Annotated in this window: 26 protein-coding genes and 1 riboswitch; of the genes, 9 read left to right on the top strand and 17 right to left on the bottom strand. The window is 57.9% G+C overall.

Going from position 1 to position 24,758, the window contains the following annotated elements:
- Window positions 1–59 precede the first annotated feature (59 nt).
- Window positions 60–202: riboswitch (FMN riboswitch) on the bottom strand.
- A gap of 33 nt (window positions 203–235) precedes the next feature.
- Together NBV64_RS16800 and NBV64_RS16795 are read right to left on the bottom strand one after the other, a co-directional pair.
- Complete coding sequence (locus tag NBV64_RS16800) at window positions 236–1,576, bottom strand: HAMP domain-containing sensor histidine kinase (RefSeq protein WP_250756181.1); 1,341 nt, start codon at window positions 1,574–1,576, stop codon at window positions 236–238.
- Window positions 1,573–2,253: a response regulator transcription factor gene (locus NBV64_RS16795; RefSeq protein WP_250756180.1), complete on the bottom strand. Its 681-nt coding sequence runs from the start codon at window positions 2,251–2,253 to the stop codon at window positions 1,573–1,575. The genes NBV64_RS16800 and NBV64_RS16795 overlap by 4 nt, the downstream gene beginning before the upstream one ends.
- Window positions 2,254–2,336: 83 nt before the next feature.
- On the opposite strand from NBV64_RS16795, the gene NBV64_RS16790 reads away from it, so the two are divergent.
- The gene (locus tag NBV64_RS16790) at window positions 2,337–4,358 is read left to right on the top strand and encodes a TonB-dependent receptor domain-containing protein (RefSeq protein ID WP_250756179.1); all 2,022 of its coding nucleotides are present in this window, start codon (window positions 2,337–2,339) and stop codon (window positions 4,356–4,358) included.
- 7 nt (window positions 4,359–4,365) lie between these two features.
- On the opposite strand, the gene NBV64_RS16785 is transcribed toward NBV64_RS16790, so the two are convergent.
- Window positions 4,366–5,280 (bottom strand): methyltransferase domain-containing protein, encoded by a 915-nt coding sequence (locus tag NBV64_RS16785; RefSeq protein WP_031232879.1) that lies wholly within the window; start codon window positions 5,278–5,280, stop codon window positions 4,366–4,368.
- An 81-nt stretch (window positions 5,281–5,361) separates the two neighbouring features.
- Between NBV64_RS16785 and NBV64_RS16780 the strand changes: the two genes are divergently transcribed.
- Together NBV64_RS16780 and NBV64_RS16775 are read left to right on the top strand one after the other, a co-directional pair.
- Entirely contained in the window at window positions 5,362–6,111 is a 750-nt protein-coding gene (locus tag NBV64_RS16780; protein WP_250756178.1) for a ComF family protein, read from the top strand.
- A gap of 54 nt (window positions 6,112–6,165) precedes the next feature.
- Entirely contained in the window at window positions 6,166–6,636 is a 471-nt protein-coding gene (locus tag NBV64_RS16775) for a tRNA (cytidine(34)-2'-O)-methyltransferase (protein WP_009458610.1), read from the top strand.
- Between the two features lie 149 nt (window positions 6,637–6,785).
- Here the strand turns inward: NBV64_RS16775 and NBV64_RS16770 are convergent, their stop codons facing one another.
- The 5 genes from NBV64_RS16770 to NBV64_RS16750 form a co-directional block, all read right to left on the bottom strand.
- The gene (locus NBV64_RS16770) at window positions 6,786–7,784 is read right to left on the bottom strand and encodes a Bug family tripartite tricarboxylate transporter substrate binding protein (protein ID WP_250756177.1); all 999 of its coding nucleotides are present in this window, start codon (window positions 7,782–7,784) and stop codon (window positions 6,786–6,788) included.
- Window positions 7,785–7,862: 78 nt separating this feature from the next.
- Entirely contained in the window at window positions 7,863–8,915 is a 1,053-nt protein-coding gene (locus NBV64_RS16765; protein ID WP_021447182.1) for an NAD(P)H-dependent glycerol-3-phosphate dehydrogenase, read from the bottom strand.
- Entirely contained in the window at window positions 8,915–9,403 is a 489-nt protein-coding gene (secB, locus tag NBV64_RS16760) for a protein-export chaperone SecB (protein ID WP_009458614.1), read from the bottom strand. Before secB ends, NBV64_RS16765 begins: the two co-directional genes overlap by 1 nt.
- Window positions 9,404–9,442: 39 nt before the next feature.
- Complete coding sequence (grxC, locus tag NBV64_RS16755) at window positions 9,443–9,700, bottom strand: glutaredoxin 3 (RefSeq protein WP_009458616.1); 258 nt, start codon at window positions 9,698–9,700, stop codon at window positions 9,443–9,445.
- Window positions 9,701–9,723: 23 nt separating this feature from the next.
- Window positions 9,724–10,071 carry a rhodanese-like domain-containing protein gene (locus NBV64_RS16750; RefSeq protein WP_226349166.1) on the bottom strand — a complete coding sequence of 116 codons (348 nt, stop codon included), beginning with the start codon at window positions 10,069–10,071 and terminating at the stop codon, window positions 9,724–9,726.
- A 161-nt stretch (window positions 10,072–10,232) separates the two neighbouring features.
- Between NBV64_RS16750 and gpmA the strand changes: the two genes are divergently transcribed.
- From gpmA to NBV64_RS16730, 4 genes are all read left to right on the top strand, one after another.
- Complete coding sequence (gene gpmA / locus NBV64_RS16745) at window positions 10,233–10,979, top strand: 2,3-diphosphoglycerate-dependent phosphoglycerate mutase (RefSeq protein WP_009458620.1); 747 nt, start codon at window positions 10,233–10,235, stop codon at window positions 10,977–10,979.
- Between the two features lie 3 nt (window positions 10,980–10,982).
- A complete protein-coding gene (locus tag NBV64_RS16740; RefSeq protein ID WP_250756176.1) occupies window positions 10,983–12,557 on the top strand; it encodes a murein hydrolase activator EnvC family protein in 1,575 nt (524 codons plus the stop codon).
- Between the two features lie 164 nt (window positions 12,558–12,721).
- Complete coding sequence (locus NBV64_RS16735; RefSeq protein WP_021447177.1) at window positions 12,722–14,233, top strand: S41 family peptidase; 1,512 nt, start codon at window positions 12,722–12,724, stop codon at window positions 14,231–14,233.
- A 15-nt stretch (window positions 14,234–14,248) separates the two neighbouring features.
- Window positions 14,249–15,019 carry a HesA/MoeB/ThiF family protein gene (locus NBV64_RS16730; protein ID WP_009458628.1) on the top strand — a complete coding sequence of 257 codons (771 nt, stop codon included), beginning with the start codon at window positions 14,249–14,251 and terminating at the stop codon, window positions 15,017–15,019.
- Window positions 15,020–15,038: 19 nt separating this feature from the next.
- Here the strand turns inward: NBV64_RS16730 and NBV64_RS16725 are convergent, their stop codons facing one another.
- Entirely contained in the window at window positions 15,039–15,968 is a 930-nt protein-coding gene (locus tag NBV64_RS16725; RefSeq protein ID WP_152978324.1) for an AraC family transcriptional regulator, read from the bottom strand.
- A 195-nt stretch (window positions 15,969–16,163) separates the two neighbouring features.
- Between NBV64_RS16725 and NBV64_RS16720 the strand changes: the two genes are divergently transcribed.
- Window positions 16,164–17,618, top strand: coding sequence for an aldehyde dehydrogenase family protein (locus NBV64_RS16720; RefSeq protein ID WP_021447176.1), 1,455 nt, complete (start codon window positions 16,164–16,166; stop codon window positions 17,616–17,618).
- Window positions 17,619–17,624: 6 nt separating this feature from the next.
- On the opposite strand, the gene NBV64_RS16715 is transcribed toward NBV64_RS16720, so the two are convergent.
- From NBV64_RS16715 to NBV64_RS16690, 6 genes are all read right to left on the bottom strand, one after another.
- Window positions 17,625–18,350 (bottom strand): pyrimidine 5'-nucleotidase, encoded by a 726-nt coding sequence (locus NBV64_RS16715; protein ID WP_035270278.1) that lies wholly within the window; start codon window positions 18,348–18,350, stop codon window positions 17,625–17,627.
- A 3-nt stretch (window positions 18,351–18,353) separates the two neighbouring features.
- Window positions 18,354–19,250, bottom strand: coding sequence for an acetylglutamate kinase (gene argB / locus NBV64_RS16710; protein ID WP_009458643.1), 897 nt, complete (start codon window positions 19,248–19,250; stop codon window positions 18,354–18,356).
- Window positions 19,251–19,326: 76 nt separating this feature from the next.
- Entirely contained in the window at window positions 19,327–19,827 is a 501-nt protein-coding gene (locus NBV64_RS16705) for a peroxiredoxin family protein (RefSeq protein ID WP_021447175.1), read from the bottom strand.
- Complete coding sequence (locus NBV64_RS16700) at window positions 19,824–20,513, bottom strand: BON domain-containing protein (RefSeq protein WP_009458644.1); 690 nt, start codon at window positions 20,511–20,513, stop codon at window positions 19,824–19,826. The genes NBV64_RS16705 and NBV64_RS16700 overlap by 4 nt, the downstream gene beginning before the upstream one ends.
- Window positions 20,510–21,103 carry a phosphoheptose isomerase gene (locus NBV64_RS16695; RefSeq protein ID WP_009458645.1) on the bottom strand — a complete coding sequence of 198 codons (594 nt, stop codon included), beginning with the start codon at window positions 21,101–21,103 and terminating at the stop codon, window positions 20,510–20,512. The genes NBV64_RS16700 and NBV64_RS16695 overlap by 4 nt, the downstream gene beginning before the upstream one ends.
- Before the next feature lie 186 nt (window positions 21,104–21,289).
- Window positions 21,290–21,748 (bottom strand): YraN family protein, encoded by a 459-nt coding sequence (locus NBV64_RS16690; RefSeq protein WP_009458646.1) that lies wholly within the window; start codon window positions 21,746–21,748, stop codon window positions 21,290–21,292.
- A 34-nt stretch (window positions 21,749–21,782) separates the two neighbouring features.
- Here NBV64_RS16690 and rsmI point away from each other — a divergent pair, with 34 nt between their 5' ends.
- Window positions 21,783–22,721: a 16S rRNA (cytidine(1402)-2'-O)-methyltransferase gene (gene rsmI / locus NBV64_RS16685; RefSeq protein ID WP_250756175.1), complete on the top strand. Its 939-nt coding sequence runs from the start codon at window positions 21,783–21,785 to the stop codon at window positions 22,719–22,721.
- A gap of 11 nt (window positions 22,722–22,732) precedes the next feature.
- Here rsmI and NBV64_RS16680 read toward each other — a convergent pair whose 3' ends face one another.
- Window positions 22,733–23,821, bottom strand: a complete 1,089-nt coding sequence (locus tag NBV64_RS16680) for a septal ring lytic transglycosylase RlpA family protein (protein ID WP_009458648.1) — start codon at window positions 23,819–23,821, stop codon at window positions 22,733–22,735.
- Window positions 23,818–24,693, bottom strand: a complete 876-nt coding sequence (rapZ, locus tag NBV64_RS16675; protein WP_009458649.1) for an RNase adapter RapZ — start codon at window positions 24,691–24,693, stop codon at window positions 23,818–23,820. The genes NBV64_RS16680 and rapZ overlap by 4 nt, the downstream gene beginning before the upstream one ends.
- Between the last annotated feature and the right edge of the window lie 65 nt (window positions 24,694–24,758).

Raw genomic sequence — 24,758 nt, 5'->3', positions numbered from 1 at the left:
CAGGAAGCAGGATAGCTCAAGCCCATAGCAGGATGACTCCTGTACAGGTTATGAGGGTATCCCGTTCTCTCTTTATCCGGACTATACCGTCGGCCCCGGAATCACACCGGGTCTGCTGTCCCTGACCACAGGTCAGGCGCTCGCGGGCTAGGCTAGTGCCATTACCGCCGGTGGGGACTTGCACCCCGCCCTGAGAACGTAGTTGGCCGGGGAGGCCAACCGGACGAGTTTACCGCTAAACCGTTTTTTTGTCAGAGGCGGGAGCCGCTAGTGGCAGCAAGAGCCTCAGAGTGCAGGGTGCGCCGGGCAGGAACAGGGCCTGGCCACTGTGGCGCAGCATAATCTGGCGCACAATCGTCAGCCCCAGGCCCGCTCCTTTGCTGGCGCTGTCTTGCTTGTGAAAACGCTCAAAGGCCAGATGAGCTGTTTGCGCGTCCAAGGCTGCACCTTGATCGCTGATATCGATCGCGCATTGGTCTGGCTGTGGGTTATGCAAATGCAAGCTGACCGTGCCTTTGCCATGCGTCAGGGCATTGTCCAGTGCGTTGACAATGGCTTCGGACAGATCGGCCTCGCAGGCTTGAACAGTATCGAGCGAACTATCATCGTGAAATTGGATCTCCCGATTGGTCTGCTCGAAAAGCGGCCATAAGTCTCCCATCACACGGCGGCACAACGGTGCCAAGGCTGTGTGGTCTGTTAGCTCCGTAGCCTGCTCCTGCTTGCGGGCCAGGCTGAGCCATTGGCTGACCAGACGCTGCAAGTGGGTAATATCCTCGCGCAGCAAATCCCAGTCCTGCTCGCTATGGTGTTCAGCCGTTTGCAGACGCAAGGACATCACAGCTAATGGGGTGCGCAGTTGGTGCGCGGCATCTGCGACCAGTTGTTGTTCATGGTGATAGGCCTGCATCAGGCGGTCCAGACTTTGATTGACGGCCTGTGCCAAGGGGCGAATTTCTTTGGGCAGTTCAGTGACCGGCAAGCGCAGCTCGGGTTGTGCGGGACCCAGCGTCGCAGCCAGATTTGCCGCTTGTCGTACCGGGCGCAAGGTCCAATGGATCAGCCAGGTGATCAACAACAGACCCACCGCACACACTGGCAGCCACAAAAGCAGTGAGCGCCACATGCGGGTTTGCAGCAAGGCTCCGATCAGCTCTCTTTCGCGCTGGTCTCGTTTGGCGACCATCAGGATTTCGCCACTGGGTAGCGTGACCGAAACCGAAACTACATAGCCACTGCGATGCTTCAGTCTGAACAAGGCCAGCTCGTCTTCAGGCTGAGCAGGGCGCAGGCGTCGTGGACTTGCCAGATTGGATGAGGCCTGGAGCAGCTCACCCTCGGCGCTGTACAGCGAATAGGACATTTCGCCACCGGCGTACTGACGCGGCAAGCTGTCCAATGATTCCGAGGGTTTAAAGTCGCGGGCGATTTCTTCGGCCTGCAAAAACAGGCTGATGCGGCGCAGCTCGTCTCGTGTATCGAACAAGGACAGGGCCAAAGTGCAAAAGCCCAAGGCCAGCATCAGCAAAAGGCTGATCAGTAATCGCCCGCGCAGACTGAAGGCGCGCCTGCTCACAGAGCGCGCAAGCGGTAGCCCACACCGCGCACCGTGTCGATGCAAACCAGGGCATTTTGCTCGCGCAGCTTGCGGCGTAGTTTGGAGATCAACGCTTCGATGGCATTCAGACTGATGTCGGTCTGGTTTTGATAGAGCTGCTCCAGCAAATAATCCTTGACCAGCAAACGGGGGCTGGCCTGCATCAGCTCCAGCAAGAGCAGGCTTTCCCGCCGTGGCAACATCAAGGCTTGGTCATTGACCCAGGCTTGTCGCACTTCAGGCTCGAATCGTAGATTCGTGATCACCAGTTGCTGGTAACGATGGGGCGCAGCCCGCCGCAGGATTGCGCTAAGGCGGGCCTCCAGCTCAAGCAGATCAAAGGGTTTGAGCAGATAGTCGTCCGCACCGCCACGCAGCCCTTGAATGCGATTGTGGACGGCATCGCGCGCACTCAAGATCAGGCAGGGCAGGCGCTGGCTGCGATCTGGGCGATGCAGCTGCGCCAGAACTTCCATGCCGTCCATATCGGGCAATCCCAGATCCAGAATCAGGGCATCAAAGCTATGTTCTTGCAGCAGGGCAAGACCAATCCGCCCCGTCGTAGCGGTGCGAATTGCATATCCCTGCCCTTGCAGATGGCTTGCCAACAGGCTCAACAAAGGCCGGTGGTCTTCAATAATCAGAATAGTTTTCATCAGACTACGGTCAGAAACCGGGCTCATGATAGTAGCAAATAGAAATGAGTTTGGTTCGTATTATAAATAATGGAAGAAGTCTGATGAAAATGAGAACGGGCTTGCGTTGGCCCTTGGCCGCCTTATCCCTGGCGTGCATGTCCGCCTGGGCTCAGGAACGCAATGAAGTTGAGCAGTTAAGTGCAATCTCGGTGACCGCCTCGGGATTCGCTCAGGAAGTGGTGAGCGCACCAGCCTCTATCACCGTGATTCCGCGCGAGGAGCTGGAGGGGAAACGCTTCGAGTCTTTGGCCGATGCCGTGCGTCAGGTGCCGGGCGTCAGCATTTTAGGTGGCGACAAAGGGGCTATCTCGATTCGCGGCATGGAGTCCGAGCATGTGCTGGTCTTGATTGATGGTCGTCGCCAGGACATGCGTCAGATCACTATGAAGGGTGGGGTGTCTGAGGCTCTGGACATGAACTGGATTCCCCCGCTGGAAGCCATTGAGCGTATCGAAGTGGTGCGTGGCCCCATGTCGACCTTGTACGGCTCTGAGGCTTTGGGCGGAGTCATCAATATTGTGACGCGCAAAGTGGCCGACAAATGGCACGGCTCCTTGACCGGTGGCTATACCTTGCAGGACAGTGGTTCGGCTGGAAATAGCGGCTCGGCTGATTTGTACTTGTCTGGCCCCATCGTGCCGGGGCGCTTGGGCTTGCAGTTCTGGGGCTACCACAAGCAACGTCAGGAAGATCAGGTGTTGAATGGCTTTGCGCGTGCCAAACGTCAAAACGGTACGGTGCGTTTGTGGGCAACCCCCAATAACAATCATGAGTTCATGTTTGAAGCTGGCCGCACGACCCAGCATTTCTGGACCACCCCCGGCAAGTCATTGGCTTTGACGGGCAAGGCCAATGAAAACGAGTACGTGCGCGACAGCTATACGCTGGCCCATACGGGGCGTTGGAGCCGCTTTGATACGGAGCTAAGCCTGAACCGTGAACAAGCCTATCGCGATGGCCCCACTCAAAGCGCCCGCCCTGATCTTCGCAATACCGTGATTGATGGCAAGCTCACTTTGCCTTTGGCCGATCACATGCTGGTGGGTGGTTTTCAGTGGCGCAAAAGCGAGTTGAAGGCCGATGGCTACTACGCCAATCCGAATGGCGCAGGTGTGGATACTTCCGTGCGTGAATACTCCCTGTTCCTGGAAGATGAATGGAGCTTGAGCCCATCCTTCGCCCTGACCGGCGGCGTGCGCATGGACGACAACGAGTTCTATGGCCGTCACTGGACTCCCCGTTTGTACGGTGTCTGGAGTGCGACGGATGCCTGGACGCTGAAAGGCGGGATCGCCAAGGGTTTCAAGTCTCCGACCATCATGCAAAGCAATCCGCAAATCGGTTTGCCGCAGCGTGGCGGTGCTTATACCTGGGGCAATCCGGATCTGGAACCTGAGGTCAGCACCAACGTAGAACTGGGCTTGTACTTTGACGATGGCGGACCGTTGAGCGCCAACGCTACTTTGTTCCACACCCGCTACAAAAACAAGATCGCCAATACCGGCTCGCGTCAGCTGTACTACCCCGATGGCCGTCCTGTGCCACCGGACCCGTATACCAACAGCATGTATAGCACCTACTTCAATATCACTGAAGCACGGGTTCAGGGTCTGGAACTGGGCTTGGCCTATCGCTTTAACGAGCAATGGAAAGTGCGCGGCAGCTATACCTTTAAGGACTCCAAGGTGCGTAATGGCAGCGCCACTATCCTGGGCTTTGGCTACCCGCAGTTTGAAGGACAGCCCTTGGTGGCGACCCCACGCAATATGGGCAGCCTGACCGTGGACTGGACGCCGAATGAAGCCGTGTCAGCCTTCTCGACCTTGAACGTGCGTGGTCGGGAAACCAATATTTCCTGGGGACAGGGCGGTGCTGTCAGCGAAAGCATGGGGACGATTGCTACGGTGGATCTGGGAGCTAGCTGGCGTGCCAGAAAAGATCTGAGCTTGAGCGCGGCCGTCTATAACCTGACCGATCGTCGTCGCGACTCGGGTACCAGCGGAGCCTATTCCTATGCGGAAGATGGCCGCCGCTTCTGGTTGCAGGCCGAATACCGCTTCTAAATGCGGTTTATTCCTGGGGTTTGGGGCGGCGGCTGATTGTGGAGATCGGCACGCTGACCTCGCCCTGGGTGCTGCGACGGCTACGAGCGCGCCAGGCGTGCCCGTACGCAATTTCCAGGCTCAGATGCAAGGTGCCGTCCATATGGCGCTGTTTCTCCAGCGCATTGAGCAGGCGTTGACGCCAGGGCAGGGTGCTCAGGCTGGCCTTGCGTTGTGGGTGCGGATTGCCGCCCAGTAGACGCAAATCATCCAGCAGTTTTTCAGCGCTGCGGTAGGTTAGCGTCACGACCTCCTGATCCATCACGGGATCAGCAAAACCGTTTTCCAGCAACAGATCGCCAAAGTCGTGCATGTCCACGAATTCCAGCGTTTGGGTGCCCAGATCCGCTTGCTCCATGGCACTGCGCAGCTCGGCAAAAGAGCCGGGACCCAAGCAGGAGAACATGACCAGCGTCTCGGGTTTCAGCAGGCGGTTCCATTCAGCCAGGACTCGATGCGGTTCCGGGTGCCAGTGCAGGGCCATGTTCGACCAGACCAGCTCCTGGCTTTCTGCGGGCAGGCCGCTATTGGCCATATCGGCCTGAACCCAGTTGGCAGCAGGGGTAGGTTGGTTGCGTAGTTTTTGCCACAGGCTGGGTTTGGATTGGTAGCGCTCGCGGGCAACCTCCAACAGCTTGGCGCTGCGGTCCAGGCCGGTGTAGTTCATATCCGGGTAGCGGGAACGCAAAGGTTCCAGCGCGTGGCTGGCACCACAGCCGGCATCCAGAATATGAGTGGGTTGCAAGCGCACCAAAGCCAGCCGGGACAACATCCGTTGCGCGACTTCACCATAAAGAAACTGAGCGTGATCCAGGGGAGCGCGGCGATTGAATTGCTGCTCGACGTGGGCGGAGTTGATTGGTAAAGAAGGTAACTGGGACATAGTTGCGCGGACGTTGCTGGCCTGGATCAGTGGCATGTGCTGTGATCGAATCAGCCTGGCTCTGAAAGGTAATGATCTATTATGGCGCATCCCCTGTTTCGGCGCGAGCCGACCCACCGTCTTGTAGGGATTCCACTGCTGGCACGGCCTTGTGTGCTGTGCGGATTGCGTTCGCAAAGTGGCGCACTGTGCCGCTTTTGCCGACACGCGCTGGCAACACCGGCCCAGGATTTGCGCTGTCCTCGTTGTGCTCTGGCCTTGCCGCCCTTGGCTTTACTGGCCTGCCCGGATTGCGGAGCAGGGCAATTGTCCCTGCAAGCGACGGTTGCCGGATTCGATTATGAACATCCTGGCGATATGTTGATACATGCGTTTAAAATTTCCCGTCGGCTGGAAATGGCAGCGGTGTTGGCGGAACTGATGGTGCAGCAATGGCGTAGGCATGGGCCTGTGCTGAACGCCGCTTGCCGGGTCATTCCAGTGCCTTCGCAGCGTAAAGCCTTGCACCGGCGGGGCTTCAATCCGGCAGCGGTACTGGCCAGGCGCGTGGCGCATTCATTGGGATTGTCAGCTCGTTTGCATATCGTCGTGGCGCAAGTACGGCATGAGCAGGCACAGAAGAACTTGGGGCGTCAGGCTCGCAGGCAGGCCATGCGGGGTGCTTTTAACCTACGGGAGTCGCTACAAGGGTGTGATGTGCTGTTGGTCGATGATGTGCTGACCACAGGGGCCACTTTGGACGCCTTGGCCCGGGCCTGCCGTTTGGAGGGTGCACAGTCTGTTTATGCCTTGGTCGCTGCACGAGCTCCCTGGAAATTGAAGGCATCCTAGCCCTGTATACTTCGTCGCTTGTTCGCGGCTTTTTCTGCACTTTTTAGGTTTTTCATGTTTCATATCGTCCTGGTTTCGCCCGAGATCCCCCCCAACACGGGTAACGTCATTCGACTGGCGGCCAATACAGGCTGTGTCTTGCACTTGGTGCGGCCCCTGGGCTTTGAGCTTGAAGACAGCAAGCTGCGTCGTGCCGGGCTGGATTATCACGAGTGGGCGCAAGTGAAGGTGCACGACAGTCTGGAAGAAGCCCTCCAGGCCACGGGCTCCGCGCCTGATCGCGCGTTTGCCCTGACTACACGTGGCAGCCATTTGCTGGCTGAGCAAGGCTTTCAGCCGGGTGATGTATTTGTATTTGGCCGCGAAACCGCAGGCTTGTCTGCAGAACAACTGGCCTTGTTTCCCAATGAGCAGCGGATTCGTCTACCCATGTTGGCGGGGCAACGCAGCTTGAACCTGTCTAATGCCGTGGCGATTTGTGTTTTTGATGCCTGGCGGCAAGCGGGTTACGAAGGTGGTGTTTAAGCTCGTGCAGAGGCAGGCCGCAAGGGCGTAGTCGTGGGCAACGCCACATTTGTCATTGAACGGCGCTTATTTATTTTTTTGGTAATGGCTGCAAAGAAAAAGGCCCCGCAAATCTTGAATTTGCAGGGCCGTTTTTTTCGATCTTGTCCTTACTCCAGCGACAGATTCAGGCGTTCAATCACTTCATCCCAACGAGCCTTGTCGGCAATGATCTTGTCCGTCATCTCCTGCGGGGTGGAAGGCTCGGACGAGAAGTAAAAGGCGTTGAGCTTGGCCTTGATGTCGTCGCGTTGCAGGATGGTGGTGATTTCCTGGTTCAGGCGTTTGACCACATCGTCCGAGGTATTGTGGGGCACAAAGAAGGCGTCCCAGGAAATCGCCTCGAAGTTTTCCAGACCGGCCTGTGCCATGGTGTCCAGACCGGGCAGCAATTCGCTGGGCTGCAGGGAGGTTACGGCCAGAGCTTTCACCTTGCCCGCTTCAACCTGGGGCATGGCAATGCCGGGCACCATGAAGGCGGCGTCAATGTCGCCACCAATAATGGCGGTCAGGATTTGTGGAAAGCCCGAGTAGGGGATTTGTTCCAGTTTGATATCAACCGCATGTTCCAGCATGGCCATGGCCAGGTGGGCTGAGCTGCCGGGGCCAACTGAGCCGTAGTTCAATTCGCCAGGACGAGATTTCGCCAGGGCAATGAACTCTTCTACCGTGTTGGCGGGCGAGTTGGCCGGCACGACCAGCACGTTGGGGCTGGTGCCAATCATGGAGATGGCCTGCAAGTCTTTCAGCGGGTCATAGCCCAGCGAGGTCTTGTACAGGGTGGGGGCGGTCACCATGGGACCATTGATGGTCAGCAGCAGGGTGTAGCCGTCGGGTTTGGCATGCGCTACGAAGCGGGTGCCGATATTGCCACCAGCACCGGGGCGGTTATCAACAATGATAGTCTGGCCCAAAGCTTGGGACAGGGGCTCGGAAATGGCACGGGCCAGGGCGTCAGGCGAGGAGCCTGCCGGGAACGGCACGACCATTTGAATCGGGCGCTCTGGCCAGCTGGATTGGGCCAGAGCCGATTGAGCCAGCAAACCAGTGCAGGCCAGCCCCAGGACGGAGCGGATCAGAAGATCATGAGAACGAGCAAGCAATGACATTGTTTTATTCTGAGTAAGAGACGGTTGACTGCAGTTCTGGCAGCGCGGGTGAAGTGCCAGATCGGGCAGACGAAGGTATTAGTGGCCTTCCTGCTTTGCCTCGCGGGTAAGCAAGGCGTGGACAGCTTCGCGCGGGGCCAGTTGTTCAAACAGGATTTGGCAGACCGCGGCGGTAATCGGTAATTCAATCTGGTGTGCTCGGCCCATTTCCAGAACCGAACGGGCACAGCGTACACCTTCAGCGGTAATGCCGGTGGCCAGGATGCTGTCCAGGCTTTCACCAGCACCCAGCGCCAGGCCTACTTGGCGATTGCGGGACAATTCGCCCGTAGCCGTCAGGACCAGATCCCCCAGGCCCGCCAGGCCGTAGAAGGTTTCGGATTGACCACCCAGCGCAACACCCAGGCGCTGCATTTCAGCCAGGCCTCGGGTAATCAGGGCGGCACGGGCGTTATGGCCCAGGCCCAGAGCGTCGGCAATGCCACAGGCAATGGCCATGATGTTTTTGACAGCGCCGCCCACTTCCACGCCGATCATGTCGGTGCTGGTGTACAGGCGCGCTTGCTTGCCATGCAAAGCCTCCAGGGCAATGCCGGCCATATCAGCAGGTTCGCAGGCCAGTGTCAGCGCAACAGGCAGGCCTTTAGCCACTTCCAGGGCGAACGAGGGACCAGAGAGCACGGCACGGCCTAACCAGGGATGGTCGGGCAGGCTTTCACGCACAATCTGGTGGGGTAACAAGCCGCTTTCCTGATGGAAGCCTTTACAGGTCCAGACCAGCAGGACGGGATGGCGGCGTGTGGCAGGCAGGTACTGCGCCAGATCCACACAGGTTTGCGCCAGGCCACGCACAGGCACGCCCAGAATCAGCAGGGCAGGGCCGGTGTCATCAGCCAGGGCAAACTCCATGACTTGCTGCAGGCTGTCGCTGGCCTGTAGCGAGTCGGGCAGCACGACATCGGGCAGGTAGGCTGGATTGCGATGATCCTGCCCGATGGCTTGTGCGGTTGATGCTTTGCGCGCCCATACCATCGTGGGAGCCTGGGTGCTGGCCAGAGCGGCCAAGGCCGTTCCCCAGCTGCCTGCGCCCAGGACTGCAACACGAACAGGAGTGTGCGCGTTTGACATCATCAGGCCTGCAAGGGCTGGCCGTCAGCGGGGGCGGCTTGCTGGGCCAGACGCTGCTCGTACAGGGACTGGAAGTTCACTTCAGTCAGGTGCAGGGCAGGCAGGGACGTGCGGTTGATGGCGTCGGCCACGGCAGCGCGCAAGTAGGGGTACAGCATGGTGGGGCACACAATGCCCAGCAGGGGTTCGAGCTGCTCTTCAGGAATGTTGGCAGCTTCAAAGATACCGGCTTGGGTAGCTTCCACCAGGTACATGACCTTGTCGCCAATGCGTGTGGTCACAGTAGCGGTGACGGTGCTTTCGTAGACGGTGTCAGCCAAGCGTTGGCCGCCCACATTGATCGACACTTCCACGGAAGGGGCCTCTTGCTCCAGAAAGATCTGGGGAGCGTTGGGCATTTCGATGGACAGGTCTTTGATGTAGGTGCGCTGCAGGCTGAAGCTGGGTTGTTGAGCTTCTTGGTCAGCGGCTGGGGTGTTCTGGTCGGCCATGGGTGATCCTATGGGATAAAAAAATTGTTAGAAAAAAAATCAGGCAGCCAGCAGCGGCAGCAGGCCACCTTCGCGGTCCAAAGCGGCCAGATCATCGTAGCCACCTACATGGGTGTCGCCAATGTAGATTTGGGGAACGGTACGCCGACCGGTGCGCTCCATCATGAGAGCGCGCTGTTCGGGTTCGCGATCAATCATGATTTTATTGATTTCAGTTACGCCGCGTTGCTTGAGCAGCATTTCAGCGCGCACACAATAAGGGCACACCATTGTGGAGTACATCGTGACTTTTGCCATGAGAGCCTCGTAGAAGGGGGAGCTTACGATTTTTTGACGGGCAGACTGGACTGCAGCCAGCCTTGAATACCGCCTTGCAATGTGTAGGCTTCGTTGATGCCGTGCTTGCGCAGGACGGCCACGCTGCGCGGAGCGCTGCGACCGGTATCGCACACCAGAATGACAGGCTTGTCTTTGGGCAGTGTGCTGGCCTTGGCGTCAAGGTCGGCAGCAGGAATGTTGCGAGATTGTGCAATTGCCCCGGCCTTGAACTGATCGGCGCTGCGCAGATCAATCAAAATAGCGTCTTTCTGGTTTACCATCTGTACCGCTTCCGAGCTTGAAACTGCGCGTCCCGCACGGCCTTTGAAAAAGCTGGGTATTAACAGCATAATGCCGGCAAGCACCGCAATTGCTAAAATTAGAAGATTGTTCTGACTTAAGATGAAGTCCACGTTAAATCCTGTTGATTACCAAGAAAAGCAAGAAAAAAGGGCAAGATCACACGATTATAGAGTGGCGCCAATTTTTCAACCTCGAGGCTGTTTTTACCATGTATAAACTTGTACTGATGCGGCACGGCGAAAGCCAGTGGAACCTGGAGAACCGGTTTACTGGCTGGACCGATGTCGATCTTACCGAAACCGGGCGTCAACAGGCAAAGCAGGCCGGTGATCTGCTTAAAGAAAACGGTTTTGAGTTCGACCTGGCTTTCGCGTCGGTCCTCAAGCGCGCTATCCGTACCTTGTGGATCGCCCTGGATTCGATGGACGCCATGCACACCCCCATAGGTTTGAGCTGGCGCCTGAACGAACGCCATTATGGTGCTTTACAGGGCTTAAATAAAGCCGAAACCGCACAAAAGTACGGTGAGGATCAAGTCCTGGTCTGGCGTCGTGCCTACGCAATCGCTCCCGAGCCCGTCGCTGAAGACGATCCACGCAATCCGCGTTTTGATGCTCGCTACGCGCGTGTGCCAGCTGATCAGCTGCCTCGCACTGAGTGCTTGCAAGACACCGTAGCCCGCGTGGTTCCTTTCTGGGACGAGTCTATTGCTCCTGCAATCCGCTCCGGCCGTCGCGTTCTGGTGACGGCTCACGGCAACAGCTTGCGCGCGCTGATCAAGCACCTGGACGGCATCTCTGACGAGGACATCGTTCACCTGAATATTCCTACCGGCCAGCCTTTGGTGTACGAGCTGGACGAAAACCTGCGTCCTATCCGTCATTACTACCTGGGCGACCAGGAAGCGATTGCGGCTCAGATGCAAGCCGTGGCCAATCAGGGCAAGGCGCAGTAAATAATGTGGCGCTACAGCGTTTGCCTGTTGCTGGCAGCCTGGACCTTACCGGCCCTGGCTGCTGATCCGGACTTGGCCGCCCGCCAGGCCCAGGCTCAAAAGCAGCAGGCAGAGCTGCGCCAGAAGATCGAATCGCTGCGCAAAACCATCGACACTAGCGAAAGCTCGCGTCGTGACGCCGCCAATGCCTTGCGCGAATCCGAGCAGGCTATTTCCGATATCGATCGCACGCTGGCTCAGATTGAGCAGCGGCAGGAACAATTGCACCAGCAGCTAGGTACGCTGGGCAAACAGATCAGCGAACAGCAAGTGATTAAAGAGCAACGTCAGCAGGAGCTGGCCGAGCAATTACGAGCGCAATACGCCAATGGTGTGTCGCCCTGGTCTGCCCTCTTGTCGGGTGATGATCCCAACGCCATTAACCGCGAATTGCATTACCTGGGCTATGTCTCGCGTCAGCAGACCGAGCAGGTTCATAAAGTACGTCGCACCGTAGAGCGTCTGGATCGCTTGCAGACCCAGGTTGCCGCGCGTGAGAAAGAGCAGGAGCAACTGGCCAAGGAGGCCGCGGCTCAGAAGGAAGCTCTGGAAGAACAAAAAGAAAAACGAGCCAAGGTGGTGGCTGACATCAGCGCCGAGCTGGAACGCCAGCGCGGTCAGGCTGCCAACCTGCAAAGTAATGACAAACGGCTGGGAGATTTGATCTCCGGCCTGGAAACTGAAATTGCCCGACAGGCCGAGCTGGCCCGTCGCGCCGAAGAACAACGCCGACGGGAAGCGGCGCGCCGTGCAGAGGAAGCGCGCAAAGCCGAGCTGGCTCGTCAGCAAGAGTTGCAGCGTAAAGCCAAACAAGAGCAGGCCGCCCGTGAACAGGCACGTCTGGAGCGCGAGCGGGAGTTGCTGGAGCGGGCTCGTGCCACGCAACCGCCTTTGCCTGCGGCCTTGCCACCTGGCAAGCCGGAACCTGCTGCGCCACAGAAGCCAGATCCGGAACCCATGATTCCGCGTCCACCGCTGACCTACACGCCGCCGACCGCGAACGAGCGTCTCTTGTCAGACAGCCTGGAAGCGTCGTCCGAGCCTAGCGAGCCGATCAGCAAACCGGCCACTCCCAAAGTGCGCGAGGTTCAGGTCGTTGAGGAGCCCGTTGAGCAGGCATCTGCTCCCGCCTTGGAACCAGAAGGTGGTTTCCAGGGTCTGAAACGTGGCTTGCCTTATCCGGTACGCGGCGAAATGCAAGGCAAGTTCGGGGCTGAACGTCCTGATGGCGGCATTTGGCGCGGTATTGTGTTGCGAGCACAGGCCGGCACCACGGTTCGCGCGGTAGCTCCAGGCCGAGTGGTTTTTGCCAGCTGGATGACCGGTTTTGGCAATTTGCTGATTATTGATCATGGCCGCGACTACTTGAGTGTCTATGCCTATAACCAGAGCACCCTCAAGCAAGTAGGCGATATTGTTGGGCGTGGGGATGCGGTTGCGCGGGTGGGAGCCACCGGGGGCCAGGTGGAACCCGGCCTGTACTTTGAGTTGCGCCATCAAGGCAAGCCAATCAATCCGCAGGTCTGGTTAGGTTCCTAAGCCACTTTTGCCTGCGGTGCTTACGTTTGCTCGCATTTGTTGCGCGGGGTAGCGACTCCAGCCCAGTTCACGCTGGTCGACGCTTTACGCTACTCTTATAATGCATGGTCGGGTCAGCTCCGGGAGGTGGCCCCGTCTTGAATCTGAAAATAATGGGAATGTGCATGAGCACTCGAAGGATTGGCAGCATTGGTCTAGTGGCAGCAGGTGCTGTGGGCGGTATCTTGATCAGCCTGGGCATTACTGCGGTCGCTCAACGCGGCGAGCCATTGCCTTTGCGCGAACTGCAGCAGTTCGCCAATGTGTTCGCTGCCATCAAGAACACGTATGTGGAGCCCCTGACGGATCAGGCCCTGGTCAATAACGCGATCAAGGGTTTGTTTACCGATCTGGATCCGCACTCGGCCTATCTGGATGCCGACGCTTTCAAGGAAATGGAAGCCATGACCCAAGGTGGGTTCGGCGGTCTGGGCATAGAGATTGGTAGCGAAGACGGGATGCCTAAAGTTATCTCGCCTATCGAGGATACGCCTGCGGCGCGCGCCGGTATTCTGGCGGGCGACATCATCACGCACATCAATGGCAAACCCACCAAGGATTTGAGCCTGAATGATGCCGTCAAGCAAATGCGTGGCGAGCCCAAAACCTCCATCAAGCTGACGATCCGTCGTGCTGGCCGCGACAAGCCGCTGGAGTTCAACCTGGTGCGTGATGTCATCAAGGTACGCAGTGTGCGCTCCAAGATGCTGGCTGACGATGTGGCCTATGTACGCATTGCCCAGTTCCAGGAACGCACCGCTGCTGATCTGGTCAAGCAGTTGTCCGAAGTTCATAAAGGCCCAGGCGCACCAAAAGGCTTGGTGATTGACCTGCGTAACGACCCTGGTGGCTTGCTGGAAAGCGCTATCGGCGTGACTTCCGCCTTCCTGGATTCGGGTGATCTGGTGGTTTCCACCAAGGGCCGTATTCCTTCCTCCAACCGCGAGTACTACGTCAAATCCATGCAGTCCGTTCTGGGCGAGCTGGATACGGACGCGGATGTTCTGAAGAAACTGGATTGGCTCAAGAACGTGCCTATCGTGGTGCTGGTAAACGTGGGTTCGGCCTCGGCGTCGGAAATTGTGGCCGGTGCTTTGCAAGACCACAAACGCGCCACCATTATCGGTAACCGCACCTTCGGCAAGGGCTCGGTGCAAAGTGTGGTCCCTCTGTCCGAGGAATCGGGCCTGAAACTGACGACTGCCTTGTACTACACACCTAACGGTACTTCCATTCAGGTGACGGGCGTACAGCCGGACGTGGTCGTGGATGACACCGCCCAGGGCAATCTGTTCCGCCTGCCGCGTGAAGTGGACTTGAAGCGCCACCTGGTCAACAGCAAGGTGGATGAAACTACCGAAGAAGAACAGCCTGATCTGGGCATGAGCCCGGAATTCAAGATGTTTGAATTCGGTGGTGACGACGACTTCCAGTTGCAGCAAGCGCTGAACCATCTGGCTGGCCGTCCTGTGATCAAGAATGATCCAGCCAAAGTAGCTGCGGCCAAGGAAGCGGCTGCCAAGCGCGAAAAGGAAGTGGAGTCCGAGTCGCCGGAAAAAAAAAGTCCCCTGAGTCAGCAACCCAGCGTTGAGCGGTTCCGAATCACCCCCAAGGGGCTCGAACCGGTAAAGCCGTAAACACAGGTTCCTGACGTGGAAGATCAGCAATTACTGCGCTATGCGCGGCATATTCTGCTCGATGAATTCGGGGTAGAAGCGCAGGAGCGGATTCTGGCTTCCCGCATCCTGGTCGTTGGAGCCGGGGGACTGGGTTCCCCCGTGGTGGCTTATCTGGCGGCCTCGGGTGTGGGCTCCATCATTCTGGTGGATGATGACCAGGTGGAATTGAGCAATCTGCAGCGTCAGATTGCTCACACCACCGATCGTCTGGGCTGGGACAAGGTTGAATCTGCCAAGCTGCACATCGAGCAGCTCAATCCCGAAGTGAAGGTGACACCCGTCGTTCAGCGTCTGGACGAAGCGGGCTTGATGCATTGGGTTCAGCAAGTGGATCTGGTTCTGGATTGCTGCGACAACTTCGCAACCCGCCATGCTATCAACCGTGTCTGCGTGGCACTACGCAAACCGTTGGTGTCCGGTGCAGCGATTCGCTTTTCGGGTCAGGTCAGTACTTACGACTTGCGTCAGCCCGAAGCTCCTTGCTATCACTGTCTGTTCCCTGAAGCGGACGACGTCGAGGAGCTGCGTTGCGCCACCACAGGCGTTCTGTCGCCTTTGTTGGGTATGGTGGGTAGCGCACAGGCGGTTGAAGCCTTGAAGCTGTTAGGCGGCTTCGGAGAGCCTTTGGTGGGCCGTTTGCTAAGTGTGGATGCCTTCAATATGAATTGGCATACCGTACGTTTCCGCAAAGATCTCGCTTGCCCGGTATGCGGTTCAGCGGCTGAACATGCCGATCACACTTGATCTGTTTCTGATCTCTGCTTCACGACTTCAGGCCATGAGCATGAAAATGGCCTGGCGTGATGCCAAAGCGCCGTCTAAATTGGCGGTGAAAGTAGGACAGATCTGAAAATCCCACTGAATAGGCTATTTGCGCCACCGTGTTGGACGATGTCTGGCGCAGCAGCTGTGCGGCTGCATCAAGCCGCAGCTGCATTAACTGGGCTGTAAAAGTACTTCCCTGTGCTTTGAACAGTTCCTGGACGGTACGCGGTGCCATACCCAGGTGCTCGGACAGGGCTGCAATATTCAAGGCGGGATCACCTAGTCGATCAGACAGATAGCCCAGTGCATCTTCGTACCGAGCCGCGCTTGGAGCAGGCGAGGCAGAGCGCCGCTCGTTAATGCTCATGGCCAACAGGTCGCGCAGACAACGCCAGGCCTGATCGTGCTGATTGGCCCGCAGGCCATCGGCAGACAGCAGCAAGCCTTGTAGATAGTGTTCCAGCAAGTGCAGGCTGGCACCTTGCGCCAGAGGCTGGGCGACCACGTCATTCAAAGGGCCGGTATAGGGTAGCAGCCCCTCCAGCGGCAAGCGCAGCGTGGTCATGATGACCTCGTCCACAAAATCCAGTGTGAAGGGGCTGGTGCCTATATTCAGGCTCAGGCTCCCGGCGGGGAGCCATTGCTCACGCCCGTTCTGAATCAGGCGGCAGTGGCCTTGTTGATGCACATTCAAGAACAACCAGGGCTGATCCGTTTGCGGCCTGCTTGTGCTGACCCGATAGGGCTGAGCGGTCAGCCGGTTGATCGCTACCTCCCCCAGACGTTGCGAGCGCAAGGTGCCATGAAAGTTTTGTCCGTGGCACTGCGTTTGCACATGCTGAAAGGACAGTGAAATGGCTTGAGTCCAGAGCTTGGCGCCTTGTCCGGGTGGCAAAGCCTGCGTATCCCAGTGGTAGTTCGTGCTCATGCGTTTTTTTCCGTCTTCTGCGCCATTGTCCAGATTGGGCTGCGCCCCAGTCCACGACACAGAGAGGCATTCGGCTCAAGAATAGTATCTAAGACAGTACTGCATGGTGAGCTATGGCGCACCTCGGTGGCTATCGGGTTTAACCATGAAGGGTGCCCAAAGCGCACCTGGAGACAACACAGGAAAGGAGCAGTCATGACAGAGCAGCTAAAGCAGGTCTACCCCTACATCAACGGACAGGCCTGGAAATCAGAAGGTCAGTTGCATAAGGACCTGGTCAATCCCTATACGGGCAAACCGCTGGCTCGCGTTTTTCTGGCGACCAAACAGGACATTGAAGAAGCGCTAGCCAGTGCAGAACGTGCACAGCGCATCTGGGGCAAGATGCTGGCCCGTGAGCGTGAAGCGATTTTGTGCCGTGCGGCTGACATTGTGGAACGCCGTCGCGACGACATCGTGCGTGTGCTGGTTGAAGAGGGCGGTAACGTCTTTGGCAAGGCCATGTTCGAGTGCGATTACATCGTCAGCACCTTCCGTATTGCCGCCGGTCAGACCCGCGATATTCGGGGTGAAACCATGCCGTCGGACCTGCCAGGGCGTATTTCCATGAGCATTCGTCGTCCTTTGGGCGTGGTGGCTGGGATCGGGCCTTTCAATGCACCTTTGCTGCTCAATGGCAAGAAGTTGGCCCCGGCACTGGCGGCGGGTAACAGTTTCATCCTGAAGCCTTCGCCGCATACGCCTATGGCTGCCTTGATGTTTGCCGAGATTCTGGAAGAAGCCGGTCTGCCTCCCGGTGTGTTGACCGTTCTGCTGACCACCGACGAAGCTCTGGGCGATACCTTGTTCTCTGATCCGCGCGTCAAACTGGTGACTTTCACGGGCTCGGCTCGAGTGGGTCGTATCCTGGCGGATCTGGCTGGTCGCCATCAAAAGCGCATTGTGCTGGAGTTGGGTGGTAAAAGCCCGGTCGTGGTGCTGGATGATGCCACGCTGGATTACGCTGTGCGCTCCGCCGCTTTCGGCATCTATTTCAATCAGGGCCAAGTGTGCATGGCCAACTCGCGCATCATTGTGGAGCAGGGCATTTACGATGCGTTCTGCGAAGCCTTTGCCAAGCAAGTGGCTCGTATTCCTACTGGTGATCCTGCTTTGCCACAAACCGCGGTTGGTCCGCTGATCAGTTCCGAACAGGCTGATTTTGTGCAGGCCCACATTCAGGATGCCGTCTCCAAGGGGGCCACCTTGCTGGCAGGTGGCGGCCGCGAAGGCAATGTGATTCAGCCTACGGCCTTGTGTGATGTAACCCCGGACATGCATCTGTACCACGAGGAGACTTTTGGACCTGTGGCTGCCATCTATAAGGCACGTGACTACGAGCACGCCCTGGAAATGGCTAATGACACTTCCTACGGCTTATCCTCTGCCATTCTAACCAACGATCTGCAAAAGGCCATGGATTTTGCCGAGCGTATCGAGGCAGGTTCGGTTCACATCAACGACAACTCCTTTGATGATGATCCGAACGCGCCTTTCGGTGGCTTCAAGGACAGTGGCTACGGCAAGGAAAATGGCCGTTATTCGATTGCGGACATGACCGAATTGAAGTGGGTCACCATTCAGCAAGGGGAGCGCCAGCTGGCGTTCTAAGCAGGCCTAGGGACGTGGCCAGTTCTTGACCAGTTGTGCGATGCGGTTGATGCGATGGTCAACATACGGGCTGCGTCCATGATACAGAGCGCTGAACGGGGTGCCTGCGTTATAGATATGGATGGTTTGCATCCCTAACTGGCGGGCACTTTTCAAATTGCGCAGGGTGTCTTCGACCAGAACAATGTCGCGGGCCTGAGATTTCAGCACGGCCAGAGCCTGCTTCATCAATGCCTGAGAGGGCTTGGGGCGATAACGGCCTTGCAGCTGCATATGCTCGATGGCCCATAGCCCGTCAAAGACAGGCAGCAGATTCAGGGCTTTCAAGACGCGCTGTGCGTACTCCAGCGGTGCATTGGTCAGCAGCAGTTTGTAGCCAGGCAGACGGCGCAATTGGTAGGCCAGGCCTGGTTCGGCGCTGATCAGGGAAGGCACGTCAAAGTCGTGAGCGTGTCTCAGGAATGTCGCCGGGTCTGCTCCATGGTGGCGTTGCAGGCCGATCATGGTGGCGCCGTAACGTTTCCAGTATTCCAGACGCAGCCGGTCGGCCTCGTCCATATCCACGCCCAGCGTTTGCGCCACGCCGATGCGCATGCGTCCATCAATCGCCTGGAAAATGCCTTTGGAGGCATTGTGCAGGGTGTTATCCAGATCAAACAGCCAGATGGTTTCATCTGGCTGACAGGCTGACAAAGGCCGTGCCCAGGCATGGGCACGGATAGGAGCGCGCACGGATTAGTGCGAGCTGATCATGGTGCCCACACCACGGTCAGTCAGGATTTCCAGCAACAGGCAGTGAGGGACACGGCCATCAATGACATGTACGGAGTTGACGCCATTGCGCGCTGCATCTAGGGCCGAAGAGATCTTGGGCAGCATACCGCCGGAGATGGTGCCATCAGCGAACAGTTCGTCGATGGTCTGAGCTGACAGGCGACGCAACAGTTGACCTGCCTTGTCCAGCACACCGGGAGTGTTGGTCAGCATGACCAGTTTTTCAGCGCTAAGCACTTCGGCCATCTTGCCGGCAACCACGTCGGCATTGATGTTGTAGGCCTGACCGTCTTCACCGTATCCAATTGAGGAGATCACGGGGATGAACTGATCGTCCTGCAGGGCTTTGACCACTTCAGGCTGGATGCTTTCAATATCACCCACAAAACCAATATCCAGCAGCTCGCCAGGATGCTCGGCATCCGGCAGCATTTTCTTGGTGACGCGAATCATGCCACCGTCTTTACCGGTCAGGCCCACTGCCTTGCCACCGGCTTCATTAATCATCATCACGATGTCTTGCTGCACCTGCCCGCCCAGCACCCACTCCACCACTTCCATGGTTTCTGCATCGGTGACACGCATGCCCTGAATAAAGGTGCCTTCTTTGCCCACTCGCTTGAGCGCGTCATTGATCTGGGGGCCGCCACCGTGCACCACAACGGGGTTCAGGCCAACCAGCTTGAGCAAGACGACGTCATGGGCAAAGCTGCGCTGCAACGCTTCTTCAGTCATGGCGTTGCCACCGTATTTGATGACGACGGTCTTGCCGTGGAAACGGCGAATATAGGGCAGGGCCTCGGACAAAACTTCTGCTTTGACGGTCGAGGAGTAATTCTGCGAATCTGTGGTGCTCATTGATGCGCTCACTTGAAGAAAACCCGGGTCCACTGCTGGTACCCGGGGTTATGTGGCTGGGGGCAGAAACAGGCTTTTAGCTGCTGGCCAGGGCTTTTTCGACGGTGGCAATGAATTCCTGCTTGTCGTAATTACCCAGGTAGCGCTTGATGATGTGGCCCTGTTTGTCGAGTAAAAAGGCAGTGGGCGTCAAACGGACGTCCCCAAAAGCCTTGGCGATTTCGCCCTTGTCGTCATGGACAACCGTGAACGGCAGTTGGCGGGATTGGGTGAAGTTGCGCACGTAGTTGATGGGGTCGTGCTTCATGGCCACGGCCACAATATCAAACCCTTTGCCGGACATGGCATTGAAGTTCTCAATGTTGTCAGGCATTTGCGCCACGCAAGTGGTGCAGTCCGTGGCCCAGAATTTCACCAGGACGACCTTGCCTTGCAAGTCTTTGGTTTCAAAGTGCTTGCCATTCAGATCGGTAAAGGCGACATCGGGGGCGCTGGCCTTGGTGCTGCCGGACATGGTCCAGACGCCCAGACCCACGGCAATGGCAACAGCAAGGGCAATGATGACTACTTTTTTCATTGGACGGGCATAACTTCTACAGAGGAGGCGGGCGCAGGCTCAGTTGCAGGGGCCGCTGTGCCAGAACTATTGCTTGGCTGATTATTGGTGCTCAAAGGCTGTGCCAGGCTTTCGGCGCTGACGTATTCAAAGAGCTTGGCCACCTTGTTCACGCCAGGGACGCTGGAGGCAGCAATCGCTGCGCGTTCGCCTTCTTCACGGGTAACGCGGCCCAGCAGATAGACCACGCCACGCTCGGTGGTGGTGGAGATCGTGCGGCTGGGAACGTCTTTGGCGTTCAGCAAGGCGGTGCTGACGCGGGTGGTGATCCAGGAGTCGTTCGAGCGTACGCTCAAGGGGGTAGGTTCACCCACACGCAGTTCGTTGACCACGCGAGTTACCTTATCAACCTTGGAAACCAGGCGAGCAGCTTCCTCCTTGTCGGCCTGGGTAGGCACATCACCCGTCAGCAGGGCAACCCCGGCGTAAGACGTGGTATTGATGCGGCCTTCCTTGTTTTCCAGCAGGCGACGTGTTTCCGCACCGGCTTTCATGACAATGGTTTTGTCCTCGACCTGCTCGCCCGTAGTGCGGCGGTCGGTAGCGACAACGGCGGTTGTGGCTGCAGCGCCGCCAACTACCAGCAGACCGCAACCGGTCAGCGTAGTGCTGGCCAGCAAGGCGGCCAGAATCAAACGGTGTTTCATAGTGGATCTCCGAGCAGCAGCGCATCAATGCCATCGCACATGGCGTGCAACAGAACAATGTGTACTTCCTGAATACGCATGGTTCGATCGTGCGGGACGCACAGATGGATGTCGGTATCCGAGAGCAGGTCGGCGATTTGTCCGCCGCCCTTGCCGGTCAGGGCAATAATGACCATATCGCGCTCGCGAGCCGCTTCGATGGCGCGGATCACGTTTGGCGAATTGCCGCTGGTGGAGATGGCCACCAGAATATCGCCAGTCTGGCCCAAGGCACTGACCTGGCGTTCAAAGATGCTGTCAAAGCCATAGTCATTACCCACCGCCGTCATGATGGAGGTGTCGGTATTCAAGGCAATGCCAGCCAGGGGCAAACGGTCGCGCTCAAAGCGGCCCACCAGCTCAGCAATAAAGTGCTGAGCGTCGGCTGCTGATCCGCCGTTTCCGCAGGCCAGAATCTTGCCGTCGTTGGCCAGGGTGGCAAACAACAGCTCGACAGCGGCGGCCAAAGGTTCGGCCAGTTCGCGTGTGCTGGCTTTGAGAGTATCGACGGAATCGTCGAAATGCGAAGTCATTAAGGCGATAAGGTCCATAGCGCGCATTATCGCACGGAGAATTTCCCCGTGGGGCAGGCAGATCGTGTCATGTTGAAAAAAACGCCACGGTATTGAAACCAGATGCTGTAACAGGGCCGAAATACGGCGCGGCGGTTGAGATTTTTGTATAGGACAGCGTTCTTGTCTGAAAATTCCCAGGGTAGCTTTGCTGCTTTTTATTTTTCAGCGCTGCTCGAAGGCGTTCTGGATCCAGATCAGGGTGTCGTCTTCAATGGCGATAACGTCAAATCGGCAGGCGGGCAGCCTGCCCTGGAAATGGCGCTGGCATAGCGTCGGCAGCCATTGTTGGGCTGTCAGGATCAAGCGCCGTTGCTTGTCCCGGTTTACACTGGCAAGCGCCCCGCCGTAGCCCTTGTGATTGCGCTGGCGCACTTCCAGAAAGACAAGATAATCTTGATGCCACAGAACCAGGTCAATCTCCCCAAAGCGAGTACCCAGTTGACGGGCCAGAATACGGGCACCCTGCGCGGTGACATGATCGCAGGCGCGCTGTTCAGCCTGGTCGCCGCATTGCTGGCTGGGAGAGCGCCGTGGCCTGTCCTTTCTGGCTGCAGGACGACTACGTTGTTTGCGCCGCAGTTGCCGGTTTTGAGCCTGGCGAGCGTATTCAAAGGGATTCATAGGGATACACGATGATCAATAAGCAGGATCAAGCATGAGCGATACCGAAAACCGAACAGGGAATGCCGGCGTCTGGCAAAACATGATGGACAAGGTGCAAGGCCAGGTCTGGCCACAGTCTTGCCTGTATGTGGTGGCCACGCCCATTGGCAATATGGGAGACCTTAGCCTGCGCGGCTGGCAGGCGCTGGAACTGTGCGACATTATTGCGGCAGAGGATACGCGGGCAACCCGCCCTTTTCTGCAGGCTTGGGGCATACAAACGCCTTTGATGGCGGCGCATCGCCATAACGAGGCCCAAGCCGCTCAGGCAATTATCGAGCGTCTGGAGCAGGGACAGCGAGTGGCCTTGGTATCGGATGCGGGTGCACCTGCTGTCAGTGACCCCGGTGCTCGTGTCGTACGTTCAGTGCGGGAGGCGGGCTTTCAGGTGATTCCTTTGCCCGGTGCCTCGGCAGTCATTACCGCCCTGATGGGTAGTGGTGCAACCAGTGACGAGAACCCCGCTTTTGCTTTTGCCGGTTTCATGCCGCCCAAAACTGTGGCGCGCCGTAAGTGGCTGCAGCATTGGTCCAGCCTGGGTATGCCGGTATTGATGTTTGAGTCTCCTCACCGTTTGCGTGCGGCCTTGCGCGATATGGAAGAGGTGTGTGGCCCGGAGCGCGAACTGACTTTTGCACGTGAGTTGAGCAAGCGTTTCGAGCAGATTCATACCGTACCTTTGGGGCAGGCCTTGGCCTGGCTGGATGAAGACAGCCACCGCGAGCAGGGTGAATTTGTCCTGATTCTGCATGACGCTGTGCGCGAAGTGGACGAGGATGCGCCGGCGCTGGATGCCACGACAGCGCGCTGGATGAAAGCCTTGCTGGAGCAGGTCTCGCTGCGTGATGCAGCCCGGATTGCCAGCCAGGCGACCGGAATTTCTCGCGATGTTCTGTATGCCTGGGGTCTGGCGAACTCGCCCAAGGACTAGGGCGCCTGGGTTTAGCGAACGGCAACCGAAGGGCTCAAGCCAGTTTGCTGCTGGATACGGTAAGCCGCGTTAATTGCTTCGGTCCGATTCTGATACGGGCCAATTTGTACCCGGTACAGATCGTTGTGCATCTGTACTTGGGCATCGCGATACTCTATCTGCGCAATCTGGCGATTCAACTGCTGTGCCAGGGCAGCCGCATTTTCACGGGCAGAAAAAGCGCCAAATTGCAGGTAGACCCGGCTCTGGCCGGACGGGGCCTGCGGCTTGCTGGTGGCGGCGGGCGAGGACTGCACAATCAACTGCTGATCGCTGGCGTCGCTGCTCCAGCTAGGCGAATCGTCCAGCTCTATCTCTATGTCTTGCTCAGACAAGGCGGCCAGGGCGTCCGGCGTGGGCTCCAGTTTTTCGGTAATCACCAGGCTGGATTTGGGAGCCGGAGCGGCGGGAGTCGGCTTGGGAGCCGGAGCCTCGGCAAGTTCAATGTCGCCCCGGCCAAAACTGCCACTGCGTATTTCTTCCTGTGTGATGGATTCAACTATCACGGTGCCGCTGCCGGGTGCAATCAAGTCCAGCTTGGCGGCGGCAACGTAGGACAAGTCGATGATGCGTGAGCTATGAAATGGTCCACGATCGTTAATGCGCACAATGACGGATTTGCCTGTTTTGGGCCGGGTCACGCGAGCATAGCTGGGAATAGGCAAGGTGGGATGTGCCGCCGTCATGGCGTACATATCGTAGGTTTCGCCATTGGCTGTTTTCTTGCCGTGAAACTTGCGTCCGTACCAGGAGGCGGTGCCGGTCTGGGTAAAGGCTTTGTGTGAAGTGTGGGGAACAAAGCTTTTGCCGAGCACGGTATAGGGGCGGGTATTGCTGCGGGCGATGGGTTCTATTCGGGGAACTGCGTCGGGGGTGGCTTGAAGATTGGCGGGGATGCGGGCGTCGGGGCCATCGTCCTTGTAGTAGCCCCCGCCTCGGGGCGCTGAAACGGTGGCCCCTGATTTGGCTTTGGGCTTGGCGCGTTTGGGGCTGGATGCGCATCCGGCCAATAAGGCCAGGATGCTCAGGATGGCGCCTAGTTTGCGTACAGTTGGGCTCATGGGACGGGATTAATGGGCGGTTGATTGCGATGGCGCACCAGCAAGGGGGCGTAATCGGCAAAGCGCAGCGCCAGTTGTTCGGTAACGTACACAGAACGGTGCTGGCCGCCGGTGCAACCAATGGCGACCGTCAGGTAGTTGCGGGTGTCCTGCATATACAAAGGTAACCAGCGACGTACAAAGCCGGCGATGTCATCTACCATGGTCTCGACGGAACCGAACTGGGCCAGCCATTTGGCTACTGGTTCGTCGCGGCCTGTCATGGGGCGCAGCTCCGGGTCGTAGTGGGGGTTGGGCAGGCAGCGAACGTCGAACACCAGATCTGCATCGCCGGGCACGCCACGCTTGTAGGCAAAGGATTCGAAAGTCAGCACCACGCTGGCGCGGTCGGCTTGCACCAGATCTCTAATCCAGGCACGCAATTGGCCAGGGGTCAAGTCGGTAGTGTCGATAATGTGACCCAGCTCGCGCAAGGGGGCCGTCATTTCACGCTCAACGGCAATACATTCTTCCAGGGAAGGCGAGCGGCCATCCTGACGCAAGCGGTCTGTCAACGGATGACGACGGCGTGATTCCGAGTAACGCTGCATCAGCGTGTGATCGCTGGCGTTCAGGAACAGGACACGCAGGGAGTAGCCTTCTTCATTCAGTTTGCTGATGACACCGGGAAGGATGTCCAGATCACCGGCGCCGCGCACGTCAATGGCAACGGCCAGCCGCTCCAGTCCTTGTTCGGCAGAGCGCTCGACAAATTCGGCCAGAAATCGGGGTGGCAGGTTGTCGATGCACAGGTAGCCGGTATCTTCCAGCAAGCGCAAGGCAACTGATTTTCCCGAACCGGATATGCCGGTAATCAATACAACTTTCAGCATCGTGGCAAAGGGCTCCGAGTCGCCGCCCGGCGGGCAGCGTTTAGGTGAAACAGGACAAAGCTGTC

Source organism: Alcaligenes sp. DN25 (assembly GCF_023674485.1).
Classification (GTDB): Bacteria; Pseudomonadota; Gammaproteobacteria; order Burkholderiales; family Burkholderiaceae_B; genus Alcaligenes; species Alcaligenes phenolicus.
Note: the sequence above shows the minus strand (reverse complement) of the source record. Positions and strands in the feature narration are given on the sequence as shown.